Consider the following 12,094-nt stretch of genomic DNA (forward strand, 5'->3'; position numbering starts at 1 on the left):
GGCGTTGTGGCGGCGCAGGATCTCGGGGAACACCTCCGCGGCATTCCCGACATAGCCCACGGACCAGCCGCGGCGCTCTTCCTTGGCCTTCAGGACCTTCGCGATCGCGGTGTCGAGGTCGGTCTCGACCTCGTCGAGGTAGCGTTTGCCCGCGCGGCGGCGCAGGCGGCTTTCGTCAACGTCGACGATCAGGCAGGCGCCCGCGTTCAGGGTCACCGCGAGCGGCTGGGCACCGCCCATGCCCCCGCACCCGCCGGTGAGGGTCAGGGTCCCGGCGAGGGTGCCGTCCTCGTCCCCGGTGAGCTTCCGGGCGATCGCGGCGAAGGTCTCGAAGGTGCCCTGCAGGATGCCCTGGGTGCCGATGTAGATCCAGGACCCGGCAGTCATCTGGCCATACATCATCAGGCCCTCGGCCTCGAGCCGGCGGAACTCGGGCCAGTTGGCCCAGTCGCCCACGAGGTTCGAGTTCGCCAGCAGCACCCGCGGCGCCCACTCGTTGGTCCGGAACACACCCACCGGCTTGCCGGACTGGACCAGCAGGGTCTCGTCCTTCTCCATCGTTTCCAGGGTGCGGGTGATCGCATCGAACGCCGCCCAGGACCGGACAGCACGGCCGGTCCCGCCGTAAACCACCAGATCATCCGGGCGCTCCGCGACCTCGGGGTCCAGGTTGTTCATCAGCATCCGCAGCGGGGCTTCTGTCTGCCAGCTCTTGGCGGTGAGCTCGGTGCCGCGGGCAGCTTTGACCGGGCGGGCACCGGTAGTGAAATCGGCGGGTGCCATGAGGGGCTCCTTGGTGTTCTGGGCGAGTATGAGGTTCGCGGTGTTGGGAAGAGGTTCTGTATCAACTAAAGCCGTTCCCGGCCGGGCCGGACAGGGCTTTCGGAGGGGTGGTGTCCGGGATTCCAGACGTGCACGTTCTCCCCCGTCAGGTAGCAGCAGGTGTCGTTTTGGGCGCTCATAGCGACCTCTGCCGCTACCTACATGGGCAGCACTACTTGGCGGGACGGCCGTGGATGCGGATGGACAGTTCGTCCGCTACCTTCTGGACCCGCGCGGCGAGCGCCGGCCATTGGTCCGCCGGCAATTTGTCCTCGAGGAACGTGACGGCAACTGCCGCCGTCGGCCATCCCACGTGGTCCGTAACAGCGGCGGCGATCGAGCCGAAGCCCGGCGTCACCTCGCCATGTTCGGTGGCGTAGCCGCGCTGCCTCACCTGGTCCAGGTGCGAGGACAGCGCGGAGTACTTCATGATGGCGCCCTCCACCTCATGCCGGGCGGTGAAGGCCTCGGCATTCGGATAAAGCGCCCGGACTTGCGACTTGGGCAGTGCGGCGAGAATGGCGCGGCCGCTGGCGGTGAGGTGGCTGGGAAGCCGGACGCCGACGTCGGTCACGAGGGACGGGCGGTTCTTGGCCCGTTCCTCCACGATGTACAGCACGTCGCGGCCATGAAGCACGGCCAGGTGCGCGCTCTCGCCGATGACGTCCACCAGCGACGCCAGCAAAGGCCGGCCCAGGCGGGACAGCGGCTCCTGCCGGGAATAGGCCGAACTCAGCTCGAAGGCACTGATGCCCAGCCCGTAGCGCTGCTCCTCGTGCAGATGGAGGACAAAGCCGTTCGCCTCCATCACTCCCAGGAGGTGGTAGACACTGGAGCGCGGCAATCCCAAGGATGTGGCAATGCTCGACGCCGCCATCGGCCCCCGTTTGGAGGCCAACAGCTTGAGGATACGAAGAGTGTTCTCGGCGGCGGGTACTTTGGACGCCGCCCTTGGTTCACTGCCCGCCCCTGGCCTGGCTTCCGCGCTCGACACCACTGCACTCGACTCCACTGTGCCCTCCGTCATTTCTCGCAGGGCTCCCGGCCATGTCCGGGATCCCGTACTTAACCTTGCGCCCACGACCGGTCCCCTCATGGCCATCAAAACACGGCCGATGTCCGGGATGCCAGACACTTGGCTTCGATGCGGGTCGGTCCGGAGTTGTTTGGGCTTAGGCTGGCTTCCCGGCCGCTCGGGCCCGCCCTGGCCCGCCGGGGCGGCTGGCTCGGGTCCGGCGGCGTGGGCCGGAGACGCTGGTCGTCGGAGCTGGTCGTAGGCTGAAGCGTATGGCCTCAACCAGCGATATTCTTGCCGCGTACGATTCCCAGCTCCGCCGGCTGGTTCCGCCAGCGGTTCCGGCAGGCCACGAGTATCAACTGCTAGGCCCCCTGCTTCGCGTGACCGGACAGCGGCGGGGCTTCATCGAGTCGGCTCGTGATGTCGGCGTGGAGGGCGGAATGCTCGACAGACTGATCGACGAGCAGCGTGACTACTTTGCCGGCCGCGGGGAAGCCGTCGAGTGGAAGATACGGGCGCATGACCTCCCGGTTGATATTGAGTCCCGGCTTCTGGCCGCTGGCTTCGCACCGGAAGACCGCGAGACCGTCCTGGTGGGTGAGACGGCAGCGATGGCCGGTGATCTGGCGGTCCCCGAAGGCATCCGTGTGAGGCCAGTCTCAGAACGTGGCGACCTGGAGCGGATTGCGCGCATGAACTCCGCGGTGTGGGGCGTTGACTACAGCTGGGTGGCCGCTGACCTGCATCAGCGGCTCGCCTCTGACCCGGAAAACCTGGTGGTCTTCGTAGCGGAGGCCTCGGGCGAAGTGGTATCGGCGGCCTGGCTGGAGATTAATCCGGACACGGATTTCGCCGGTTTGTGGGGCGGGTCCACTTTGCCTGCATGGCGCGGGCGCGGGATCTATAAGGCTCTGGTTTCCGCACGCGCCCAGGTGGCGGCCGCCCGTGGAGCGAAATATCTGCAGGTGGACGCGTCTGCTGACAGTGAGCCGATCCTGCGAAGGTTGGGGTTCAGGGCCATCACCACCACCATTCCGTTTGTGTGGACTCCTCCTGCAGGCGGCGCCAGTCCTGGAGCAGCTGGATAGAGCCCGCCCCCGCGAGGACGAAATGTCATGCTGCACCACCAACTGCGCTCCCGTGACTCAAACCAGCGCCGAATCCAGGAACGTGCATTCTGTCAGTGATGGTCCTGCAGCTGGCCTTTTGGCAGCAATGAGTCGACGGGTGGGTCGTCAATAACCGCGCCAACGTGTTGAAGTCTGAGCTCTTCGAGAAGCTCCGGCGGCCAGTGGGGTGGTTCCCAGTCGGGGTGTTCGCTGGCGTAGTGACGTCCGGTCGGTGATATCCAGCTTGGCGGTTCGTTCTTGGTGGCGGCGGCGGGTTTCCAGGCGGTGGTGTGGCGGAGTCTGTGGTGTTTGTGGCATGGCTGGCCGAGATTGCTGATTCCGGTGGTGCCGCCGTGGGCCCAGGCGAGGATATGGTCTGCTTCGTTGTCGAGGGAGTGGTTGCTGCAGCCGGGGAAGGGGCATTTCCCGTCGCGGAGCCGTAGCCATTGGCGCTGGGCTTTGGTGAGCCGGTAGCTGGTGCGCCCGATCTCGAGCGGTGCGCCGTCGCGGGGGTCGATCAGGACGCGGTGGAAGGATTCGGCGCCGTCGGCGACGAGCCGGCGGGCCACGGACGGCGGGATCGGCCCGTACCCGTCGAGCATGGCCGGTTCCTCGGTGCGGCCCAGCAGCGCCATGACCGGGACCGTGACCAGCACCTGCGCCCGCGGCGACGGAACACCGCCCACGCCGACGGATTCCCGGCCAGAGCTGAGATCGGTCCCGCCGCTGATGCAGTCCGCGCTTCCGCCGAGGAGCCAGGTAGCGACGGTGTCGGCCCGGAGCTGGCTGAGGTTCCGGTCCTCGGCCGGGCCTTGCAGCGCCCGGGCGGCGGTGGTGGCCCGGTTCCAGATCCCCGCGGCGGTGTCCGCCGGGAGGTAGGCGGAGAGCCAGGCCATACCGTCCCGGTCCGGGGCATACTCCAACCGCCGATCCGCGGCGCTGCGGGTGTGGCGTTTTTCGATGCTGACCGGGTGGTGGCGTTCCCGCCAGGTCCGGGCCTTGTGCCGGAACCTGCCGGGGATGAGCTCACCGGCGAAGCCACGTGCCGGATTCACTGCGTGGGGGTCCAGGAAATGTGCCTCCAACGCCGCCGCGGCCGGCCTGTCGAGGTTGATGGTTTCGTCGACCATGATCCGGGCGTGCTGCCACGAGATCGTCCCGGCCTGCAGCGCCGAGAACGTCAAAGGCAGGGCAGTGGTCAGGGCGTGCGCCTCGGCGAGGAGGGCACCGGCAGCCCGTTCGCTGACCGTCAGCGCACAGGCGACCTCGGCGATCAGGGCCATCTCCTGCCCGGTGTTGTCCTCGGGCGACGTTGCAGGGCCGGCCAGAGCCTCGGCAGCGGCGGAGTAACCGGCAGCCAGCCAGGCCTTCAGGGCGGCACTTTTGGCGTCCAGCCGTGAGATCTCGGCCAGCCCGTCCAGGAAACCATCCGCCACCCGACGCATAGGATCAGCCTCCCCGGAACAGCCGGAACCGGTCCCGTCCCGGAGCGCAGAAGCAAGCTCAGCGAAGGACACCGAAAGGGCCTCCGCCGTCGCCACAGCTGCTCTGCTATCCATACCCAAATCATCCGCGGAGGGTCTGACAATAATGGCGACGCTGAACGGCTATGTGCATAACTCCGCTGACGTCCTTGTCGAAGAGTGTCGGCGGAGCTGGGCGCTTAAGTCGCCCTTCGCGCCTGGTAATTGGGGACGGTGAGGAGCGTCAGATGCTGACAACAACCTTGCCGCGGACGCGCCCTTCGTGCATGTATTCGACGGCGGCCGGCGCTTCAACAAGCGCGTAGACCTTGTCCACGGCGGGCTTCACACTCCCGGCTTCAATGAGCATGGTCAGTGCCTCGAGATCGCGATAGTTTTCCGTCGAAACAAGCCCCTTGAATTTCTGCCCGGAGAACAGTGACGCCAGCGGCGCACCCATCGAACGCTCAAACCCGCCGGTCAGGTTCCCACCGCCCTCGCCGCCGACGATCACCAGCGTGCCGCGCGGGGTCAGCACGCGCCGCAGGACTGCGAGCGGCCGGTTGCCGGCCGTATCCAGGATGACGTCGTAACGCATTCCGGCGCGGGAAAAATCGTCCCGGGTGTAGTCGATGACGTGATCAGCCCCGAGGGACCGGACCAGCTCCACTTTTCGGGTGCTGCAGACTCCGGTGACCTCCGCCCCGAATGCCTTCGCCACCTGCACCGCAAAGGACCCGACTCCACCGCCAGCACCGATGATCAGCACTTTCTGGCCGGTCGTCACCTGTCCAGCGTCGCGGACAGCCTGCAACGCGGTTACACCCGAAATGGGTGCCACCGCAGCTTCCTCGGCCGTGAGGTTCGCGGGCTTTGTGGCCACACGATCCTCCCTGGCGCAGACAAATTCCGCGAAGGACCCCTCACACGTGCCGAACACTTCGTCGCCAACCTGTAAGCGTGTGACGCCAGCCCCCACTGCCTCCACGACGCCGGCAACCTCACGGCCGCGGACCGGAATCTTGGGCTTCTTCAGCCCGAAGCCGAAGAGGCGGAGCAGGTATGGCCGCCCGGTCATAAGGTGCCACACACCCTGGTCGACGCCGGCCGCGCGGACCCTGATCAGTACTTCCCGATCACCCGGCACGGGCAGCGGGATATCCCTTAGCTGGAGCACGTCGGCGTTCCCGTAAACGTCCTGCACGATAGCTTTCATGATGCGTCTCCTTGATGATTCGGGTACTGGAACACGTCCTCGAGCGGCACGCTGAGCACATGGGCGATTTGGAACGCCATCTCCAGGGACGGCGAGTACCGGCCCTGTTCGATGGCGATGACGGTCTGGCGGGTGACGCCCACACGCTCGGCGAGTTCGGCCTGCGTCATCTCGCCCCGTTCGAACCGCAGGCGGCGGATTGAATTGGTCACCCGCGTTGGCTTCACCACGGCTGGAACCCCCTGCGGTAGGCAACAATCTTGGCCACGGAGCCGAGGATTGCAGAAAGGAAAAACGCCAGGTAGATGACATTTGCGATCCAGAAGTGGTCCGCCTCCAGCATCGCCATCAGCAGCACCGCGACTCCCCCAATCACCAGAAACGACTGCCCGATGTACTCGCCGAAGCGGTAGATCTCCCGGTCCCGCTGGTCCTTCTTCCCGGCCTCCTTGGGCGAGAAAATGCCCATCAGGATGTGCAGGGCGATGGACAAAACAATGGAACCCCCTACCGTCCACAGCAGCGGCGCAACGTACGGGACGTCGACCAGAGGCATGGTTCCGGCCAGGCCGAGGACGATGGCCAGGTAGATGCCGTAGGAGCCCACGGCCACCACGCCCGTGATCCACGCGCTCTTCTCTTCGAAGGACATTTCCGCTCCCTGCCGACACTTAGCGTGTAAAACAAACTTGACACTCCCAATGTAAAAGAAAGCAGACATGGAGTCAAGGATGATTTACATAGGCGGAAGTTGCCTTGTGCCCCCGTCCGTTCAGGCGCCCGGAAGGCGGGCGAACCCGGCGTGGAAGTCGCGGACAATGACCGACCCACTGCCCAGGAGCTTCGCCTTCGTCTGAAGCCGGGCCACGAGTTCCTCCGTTGGGCGGCCGAATATTTCGATCGTCTGCATCCTGATGAATGGAGCAATCGGCGGGAACTTGGGTCCTGCCACCTCCAGATGGAACTCCAGTGAGGCCGGATCAGGATGGAAATGCAGGACGCTCATCGTGGTTCCATCCGCCGAGAAATAGACGCTGTAGGCGATGATCCGCGGCTCGTTCAGATCCACGAATGCAGCCAGTTCCGTCATGGCCGCCTTGAGTTCCTCCAGCTTGCCGGGCCGAACCTGGGATGTATCAAGATACGCAATGAAGTCATCCACTTCATCCTCCGCTTCAAGGTCCGGCTCAACGTCCGGGATGGCCTTCCGGGAACCATCTTCCTCCGGATCCAACTCACCGCCTAGCCCGCGCAAGGCAGGAGCACTTCGCTGCGCCAGCCCGCTCCCCGGCCCGGGGGGAGGCCGCGTTGAGTCTGGAATGAAAGACACCAAGTGTCCGTGAGGCTCATCACGCCGGGCGCCAAAATGGTCTGCTGGTTAACGATCCCCCTCCCAATGACGAGAAGGTATTTGTATGCAGCACGCCGCCACCAGGCAAGACACAGAAGCCAGCCCGGACGCCCGCCCCACCGAAAGGCCCGGCCCAGGCACCGCCGTCGCAAGCGCCCTCAACCGGGGACTGAACGTCCGGCATATCCGCTTCATGGCGCTCGGCTCGGCCATCGGCACCGGCCTGTTCTACGGCTCCGCCTCCGCCATCCAGAAGGCCGGCCCGGCGGTCCTGCTCGCGTACGTCATCGGCGGCGCGGCGGTTTTTATGGTGATGCGGGCGCTCGGCGAGATGGCCGTCCGCCACCCCGTCTCGGGCTCGTTCGGCCAGTACGCCAGCCGGTACCTCGGCCCGCTGGCAGGGTTTGTCACCGGCTGGACCTACGTCTTTGAGATGGCGATTGTGGCCATCGCGGACGTGACCGCATTCAGCATTTACATGGGCTTCTGGTTTCCGCAGGTGGACCGCTGGATCTGGATCCTGGCCATCATCTGCTTCCTGGCCGCACTGAACCTGCTCAGCGTAAAGGTCTTCGGCGAACTCGAGTTCTGGTTCTCGCTGATCAAGGTGGTGGCCATCATCGCCATGATCGTCGGCGGCGCCGCCATCATCGCCTTCGGTTTCCAGGCGGGCGGCTCCACCGTGGCGCCGGGCCTCGGCAACCTCGTGGAGCACGGCGGGCTGTTCCCGAACGGCTTCGAGGGGCTCCTGGCCTCGTTCGCCGTCGTGATGTTCGCGTTCGGCGGGATCGAGACGCTTGGCATCACCGCCGGCGAGGCCGCGGACCCCAAGAAGGTTATCACCAAGGCGGTGAACACGGTGCCGGTCCGCGTCCTGCTGTTCTACGTCCTGACCCTCGGCGTGCTGATGAGCCTCTTCCCGTGGAACGAGATCGGCAGCAACGGAAGCCCGTTCGTCCAGATCTTCAGCGGCCTGGGCATCCCTGCCGCACCGCACATCCTCAACGCCGTGGTGATCACCGCCGCGCTCTCCGCCATCAACAGCGACATCTTCGGCGCTGGCCGCATCCTGTTCGGCCTCTCCAACCAGGGCCACGCGCCGGCAGTATTCGGCAAGGTCTCGCGCCAGGGCGTGCCGTGGATGACGGTAGTGATGATGGCCGGCATCCTCCTGGTGGGCGTGGTTCTGAACGCGGTCATCCCCGAGGACGTCTTTATCCTGATCGCCTCGATTGCCACGTTCGCCACCGTCTGGGTGTGGGTTATGATCCTGGCTTCCCATGTCGCGATGAAGCGGGAGATCGCGCAGAAGAACCTGCCGGCGTCGGAATTTCCGTCCCCGTGGTGGCCCGCGGCCTCCATCCTGACCATCGCGTTTATGGCGCTGGTCATCGCCGTCCTGGGCGGCTTCGACGACACTCGAGTGGCGCTGTACTCGGGCGCGGTGTGGCTGGGCCTGCTGGTCCTCGCCTACCGCCTGTGGGTCAGAGGTAACGGACGACGCCGGGCCGAACTTGTGGACGAAACCTCACCGCTCCCGGTGGTCGCCTCAGCCCGCCGGAGCTAAGATCAGGCATGGTTCCACTCTCAAACCTTCTGGCGTTTGCGCTGGCATCCGTGGTGCTGATCGCCGTCCCCGGACCCAGCGTGCTGTTTGTGATCGGCCGTTCCCTGGCCCTTGGCTGGAAGGGCGGCGTCCTGACGGTACTGGGCAACGCGACCGGGCAACTGGTGCAGGTGGCTGCAGTCGCGCTCGGCGTGGGCATTATTGTGGCGCAGTCCGTGGTCCTCTTCAGCGTGGTGAAGCTGGCCGGCGCCGCCTACCTGGTCTATCTGGGCATCAAGGCCATCCGGAACCGTCGGCACAACTCCTTCGCCGATCGTCAGCCAGTGGCCTCCTCGCCACGACGGCTGGTGGCGGAAGGCCTGGTGGTGGGGATCACCAACCCCAAGTCAGTGGTGTTCTTCGTGGCGGTGCTGCCGCAGTTTGTCGACTACCCGTCCGGGGCCATTCCGTTCCAGCTGGCGCTGCTGGGGGCGGTGTTCCTGCTGATCGCCGTAGTGTCGGATAGCCTCTGGGCCGTCGCCGCGGGTTCAGCCCGCCAATGGTTTGCCCGTTCGCCCCGCCGGGTTTCAGCGGTGGAGGCAACAGGCGGGGCCTTGATGATCGGCCTCGGCGGAACCTTGGCCCTGACAGGCAGCAAGTCCTAGGGACCACCCCGACGCTCTCTCACTTTTGGGGCGATTTGGCGCAACGCTCTTACACATGAGGTGAGAGAGCGTTTGCCCAAAACGTGCATTACGTGAGAGAGCGTCCGGGAGTTGCGCTCGTGCTCAGACGGCGGCGAGCGCCGAGCGGACCGCGGCCGGCATCGGCGTTGTGGGCCGGCCGATCAGGGTGCGGAGGTCCGAGCCGCTGACCAGGAGGTCGCCACGGGCAATGCCGAGGTCCGAGTCCGCCAGGATGTCGGCGAAGAGCTCCGGCACGCCGAATCCGGCGAGGAGTCCTGCGTAGTCGCTGGCCGGAAGGTCCTGGTAAACCACGGGCCTGTTGGCCGCGGCGCTGATTTCCTGCGCCAACTCGGAAAGCGTGAAGGCGTGGTCCCCGCCGAGCTCATAGACCTTGCCGGCCTGGTTGTCGGCAACCAGGACTGCTGCGGCGGCCTCGGCGTAGTCAGCGCGGGTCGCAGCGCTGACCTTGCCTTCACCGGCGCTGCCGGCAAGCGCACCCTGGGCAAGGGTGCCCTGCAGCTGGTCGGTGTAGTTCTCGAGGTACCAGCTGTTGCGGAGAATGGCGAACGGGACTCCCGAGTCCTTCAGGATGGCCTCGGTTGCCTGATGGTCGGCGGCCAGTTTCATGGCGGTGGTGTCGGCGTTGGCCACACTTGTGTAGGCCAGCAGCTCCACGCCTTCGGCCTTCGACGCCTCGATCACCGTGCGGTGCTGGTCCACGCGCGCGCCTACCTCGTTGCCGGAAACGAGGAGGACTTTGCTCGCGCCTTTCAGCGCCTGCGCCACGGACGTGGCGTCTGTGTAGTCCATCGGCTTGACCTGCACACCGCGCGCTGCGAAGTCGGCAAGCTTTTCGATGGACCGGCCGGCGGCCACAATCTCTGCCGCCGGAACGTTGCGCTGCAGCAGGGCCTCGATGACGTGGCGGCCAAGCTGTCCTGTTGCTCCTGTAATGACGATGCTCATGGGGTGTTTCCTTTCACCGTTTGTAAGGGGGTCACCATCCACAACCCGCCACGTGTCGGATTACTTCCTGAAAGACAGTACGCACTTCTAGGTAAGGTACTCACCTTTTGGTAAGTTATGGGTATGGAAGCGACTGGATGGCCCACCACCCTGCCGGAAGATCTCCGGGCACACCTGCCGGAAGGATCGGCCGACGGCGTGTTCCCGGCTGGGTGCCCCAGCCGCACCGTCCTGGACCACATCACCAGCAAATGGGGAGTCCTGATCCTCCTGGCGCTCTCCGAAGGTGAGCAGCGCTGGAGCGAACTCCGGCGCCGGGCAGAGGGCATCAGCGAAAAAATGCTGGCGCAGACCCTCAAGACCCTGGAGCGCGACGGCCTGGTGCTGCGGAAGGCCCAGCCCGTCATCCCGCCCCGCGTGGACTACAGCCTGACCGAACGCGGCCATGAGCTGTCCGGCCTGCTGGTCCCCCTGGCCACCTGGGCCTACAACAACGCCGACGACATCCTCAACGGCCAGCGCTGATTCCGGCGGGGCGCTGATTCCGGCCCGCCCTGGTTCCCGGACAACGATGATTCCCGGCCAGCGCCGATCCCTGAATCCCCTAAGTACGAATCGTCCGCGAAGTCGAGTACATGTTACTGGTGTGACTGGTGTGAATAGCGCCTAGCGTAGATGCAAGGTGCCAGCCAGGAATTGGAGGACCATCCTCTGCTGGGAGCGTTCCGGCTACCGCACCAAAGTGGGCGGCTCCACGCCGCTTCAAGGAGTGGTTCGCATGGTGAAAGCACATGTCCAGGACCTGGCCAGCATGGGGCGGCCCGTCAGACTTTCTACCCTCGTCCACCGCGCATGCGGCCGAGTCCTCGCGGCGTTCCGCCCACGGTGCCCCTATCGCGTGGGCGATGCCGCGGTGGGCGACGATCCGTTCAACGGCCGGCACGAGGGGATCATCATGTCCCACCGCGGTCCAGCCGTAGAACTCGGCGCCGCGGCTGGGGTCTTCTTCTACGATCACCGCCACGTGAGGCGGCTGGACTGAGTTTTTGTCCAGATAACGCGCTCATCAGGGGCCGTGGCCCACGTTATCTGGACAAAAACTCCACGCCCGGACGGGCTGTTGGGGGCTTACCGCGCCGACCAGCCGCCGTCCATCGCGTAGCTGGCCCCGGTGACCATGCCGGCGTGATCGGACGCCAGCCAGGCCACCAGGGAAGCAACCTCCTCCGGCTCCACCAGGCGTTTCACGGCGGACTCGGTGAGCATCACCTTGGCCAGGACCTCGGACTCGGGGATGCCGTGCACCTTCGCCTGGTCCGCGATCTGCTTCTCGACGAGCGGGGTCCGGACGTAGCCAGGGTTGATGCAGTTGGATGTGACCCCGTGCCCCCCGCCCTCAAGCGCCGTCACCTTGCTCAGCCCTTCCAGGCCGTGCTTGGCGGAAACGTACGCGCTCTTGAACGGGGAAGCACGGATTCCGTGCACCGAGGACACGTTGACGATGCGGCCGAACCCGTTGGCATACATGTGCGGCAGGGCGGCCCGGATCAGCAGGAACGGGGCTTCCAGCATGAGGGCGATGATCCGGCGGAACTCCGCCGGATCAAACTCCTCAATGGGGCTGATCCGCTGGATCCCGGCGTTGTTCACCAGGATGTCGCAGTCCAGGCTCAGGGTGGCGAGCGTGTCCACGTCCAGCAGGTCCACGGCCCAGGCGGTGCCGCCCACTTCATCGGCGAGGGCGGCAGCGCCGGCGGAGTCGACATCGGCCACCACCACTTTCGCCCCGCGTGCGGAGAGTTCCCGGACACACGCAGCGCCGATCCCGCTGGCGCCGCCGGTCACCACGGCCTTGCGGCCGTTCAGTGTGTTTTCCATTGCAGATCTGCTTTCCATCGTGTGCGCGCTCAATTTCCC

The 12,094-nt window shown here is 65.7% G+C and carries 14 protein-coding genes; 5 read left to right on the plus strand and 9 right to left on the minus strand.

The features are described from left to right. Positions 1-783: urocanate hydratase (gene hutU, locus NFC73_RS07120; protein ID WP_504967611.1), on the minus strand; the 783-nt coding region annotated here is incomplete at its 3' end. A 211-nt stretch (positions 784-994) separates the two neighbouring features. Continuing rightward, positions 995-1,849: an IclR family transcriptional regulator gene (locus NFC73_RS07125; RefSeq protein WP_254748874.1), complete on the minus strand. Its 855-nt coding sequence runs from the start codon at positions 1,847-1,849 to the stop codon at positions 995-997. Between the two features lie 260 nt (positions 1,850-2,109). Here NFC73_RS07125 and NFC73_RS07130 point away from each other — a divergent pair, with 260 nt between their 5' ends. Further along, positions 2,110-2,928, plus strand: coding sequence for a GNAT family N-acetyltransferase (locus tag NFC73_RS07130; protein WP_254748876.1), 819 nt, complete (start codon positions 2,110-2,112; stop codon positions 2,926-2,928). A 92-nt stretch (positions 2,929-3,020) separates the two neighbouring features. Here NFC73_RS07130 and NFC73_RS07135 read toward each other — a convergent pair whose 3' ends face one another. The 5 genes from NFC73_RS07135 to NFC73_RS07155 form a co-directional block, all read right to left on the minus strand. Further along, positions 3,021-4,508 (minus strand): HNH endonuclease signature motif containing protein, encoded by a 1,488-nt coding sequence (locus NFC73_RS07135; RefSeq protein ID WP_254748878.1) that lies wholly within the window; start codon positions 4,506-4,508, stop codon positions 3,021-3,023. A 148-nt stretch (positions 4,509-4,656) separates the two neighbouring features. Continuing rightward, positions 4,657-5,628 carry an NAD(P)-dependent alcohol dehydrogenase gene (locus tag NFC73_RS07140; protein WP_254748880.1) on the minus strand — a complete coding sequence of 324 codons (972 nt, stop codon included), beginning with the start codon at positions 5,626-5,628 and terminating at the stop codon, positions 4,657-4,659. Further along, the gene (locus NFC73_RS07145; RefSeq protein WP_058930270.1) at positions 5,625-5,858 is read right to left on the minus strand and encodes a helix-turn-helix transcriptional regulator; all 234 of its coding nucleotides are present in this window, start codon (positions 5,856-5,858) and stop codon (positions 5,625-5,627) included. The genes NFC73_RS07140 and NFC73_RS07145 overlap by 4 nt, the downstream gene beginning before the upstream one ends. Beyond that, complete coding sequence (locus NFC73_RS07150) at positions 5,852-6,280, minus strand: hypothetical protein (RefSeq protein ID WP_254748882.1); 429 nt, start codon at positions 6,278-6,280, stop codon at positions 5,852-5,854. The genes NFC73_RS07145 and NFC73_RS07150 overlap by 7 nt, the downstream gene beginning before the upstream one ends. Positions 6,281-6,400: 120 nt before the next feature. Next, on the minus strand, positions 6,401-6,862 hold the full coding sequence (locus tag NFC73_RS07155; RefSeq protein ID WP_254748884.1) for a hypothetical protein: 462 nt from the start codon (positions 6,860-6,862) through the stop codon (positions 6,401-6,403). A 181-nt stretch (positions 6,863-7,043) separates the two neighbouring features. Here NFC73_RS07155 and NFC73_RS07160 point away from each other — a divergent pair, with 181 nt between their 5' ends. Together NFC73_RS07160 and NFC73_RS07165 are read left to right on the plus strand one after the other, a co-directional pair. Beyond that, positions 7,044-8,546: an amino acid permease gene (locus NFC73_RS07160; RefSeq protein WP_254748886.1), complete on the plus strand. Its 1,503-nt coding sequence runs from the start codon at positions 7,044-7,046 to the stop codon at positions 8,544-8,546. Between the two features lie 8 nt (positions 8,547-8,554). Continuing rightward, entirely contained in the window at positions 8,555-9,190 is a 636-nt protein-coding gene (locus NFC73_RS07165; RefSeq protein ID WP_254748887.1) for a LysE family translocator, read from the plus strand. 123 nt (positions 9,191-9,313) lie between these two features. On the opposite strand, the gene NFC73_RS07170 is transcribed toward NFC73_RS07165, so the two are convergent. Continuing rightward, positions 9,314-10,177 carry an SDR family oxidoreductase gene (locus NFC73_RS07170; protein WP_254748888.1) on the minus strand — a complete coding sequence of 288 codons (864 nt, stop codon included), beginning with the start codon at positions 10,175-10,177 and terminating at the stop codon, positions 9,314-9,316. A gap of 123 nt (positions 10,178-10,300) precedes the next feature. Here NFC73_RS07170 and NFC73_RS07175 point away from each other — a divergent pair, with 123 nt between their 5' ends. Both NFC73_RS07175 and NFC73_RS07180 read left to right on the plus strand, forming a co-directional pair. Continuing rightward, on the plus strand, positions 10,301-10,702 hold the full coding sequence (locus NFC73_RS07175; protein ID WP_141139252.1) for a winged helix-turn-helix transcriptional regulator: 402 nt from the start codon (positions 10,301-10,303) through the stop codon (positions 10,700-10,702). A gap of 253 nt (positions 10,703-10,955) precedes the next feature. Beyond that, on the plus strand, positions 10,956-11,219 hold the full coding sequence (locus tag NFC73_RS07180; protein WP_254748890.1) for a hypothetical protein: 264 nt from the start codon (positions 10,956-10,958) through the stop codon (positions 11,217-11,219). Positions 11,220-11,305: 86 nt separating this feature from the next. Here the strand turns inward: NFC73_RS07180 and NFC73_RS07185 are convergent, their stop codons facing one another. Beyond that, complete coding sequence (locus tag NFC73_RS07185; protein ID WP_254748892.1) at positions 11,306-12,055, minus strand: 3-hydroxybutyrate dehydrogenase; 750 nt, start codon at positions 12,053-12,055, stop codon at positions 11,306-11,308. Positions 12,056-12,094: the final 39 nt, after the last annotated feature.

The organism is Pseudarthrobacter humi, from assembly GCF_024294965.1.
In the GTDB taxonomy this organism is placed as follows: Bacteria; Actinomycetota; Actinomycetes; order Actinomycetales; family Micrococcaceae; genus Arthrobacter; species Arthrobacter humi.

Coding starts and splice junctions, on each gene's coding strand:
- NFC73_RS07180 (WP_254748890.1), top strand. CDS start 10,956: ATGGTGAAAGCACATGTCCAGGACCTGGCCAGCATGGGGCGGCCCGTC.
- NFC73_RS07135 (WP_254748878.1), bottom strand. CDS start 4,508: ATGGATAGCAGAGCAGCTGTGGCGACGGCGGAGGCCCTTTCGGTGTCC.
- NFC73_RS07185 (WP_254748892.1), bottom strand. CDS start 12,055: ATGGAAAACACACTGAACGGCCGCAAGGCCGTGGTGACCGGCGGCGCC.
- NFC73_RS07160 (WP_254748886.1), top strand. CDS start 7,044: ATGCAGCACGCCGCCACCAGGCAAGACACAGAAGCCAGCCCGGACGCC.
- NFC73_RS07140 (WP_254748880.1), bottom strand. CDS start 5,628: ATGAAAGCTATCGTGCAGGACGTTTACGGGAACGCCGACGTGCTCCAG.
- NFC73_RS07165 (WP_254748887.1), top strand. CDS start 8,555: ATGGTTCCACTCTCAAACCTTCTGGCGTTTGCGCTGGCATCCGTGGTG.
- NFC73_RS07175 (WP_141139252.1), top strand. CDS start 10,301: ATGGAAGCGACTGGATGGCCCACCACCCTGCCGGAAGATCTCCGGGCA.
- NFC73_RS07170 (WP_254748888.1), bottom strand. CDS start 10,177: ATGAGCATCGTCATTACAGGAGCAACAGGACAGCTTGGCCGCCACGTC.
- NFC73_RS07150 (WP_254748882.1), bottom strand. CDS start 6,280: ATGTCCTTCGAAGAGAAGAGCGCGTGGATCACGGGCGTGGTGGCCGTG.
- NFC73_RS07130 (WP_254748876.1), top strand. CDS start 2,110: ATGGCCTCAACCAGCGATATTCTTGCCGCGTACGATTCCCAGCTCCGC.
- NFC73_RS07125 (WP_254748874.1), bottom strand. CDS start 1,849: ATGACGGAGGGCACAGTGGAGTCGAGTGCAGTGGTGTCGAGCGCGGAA.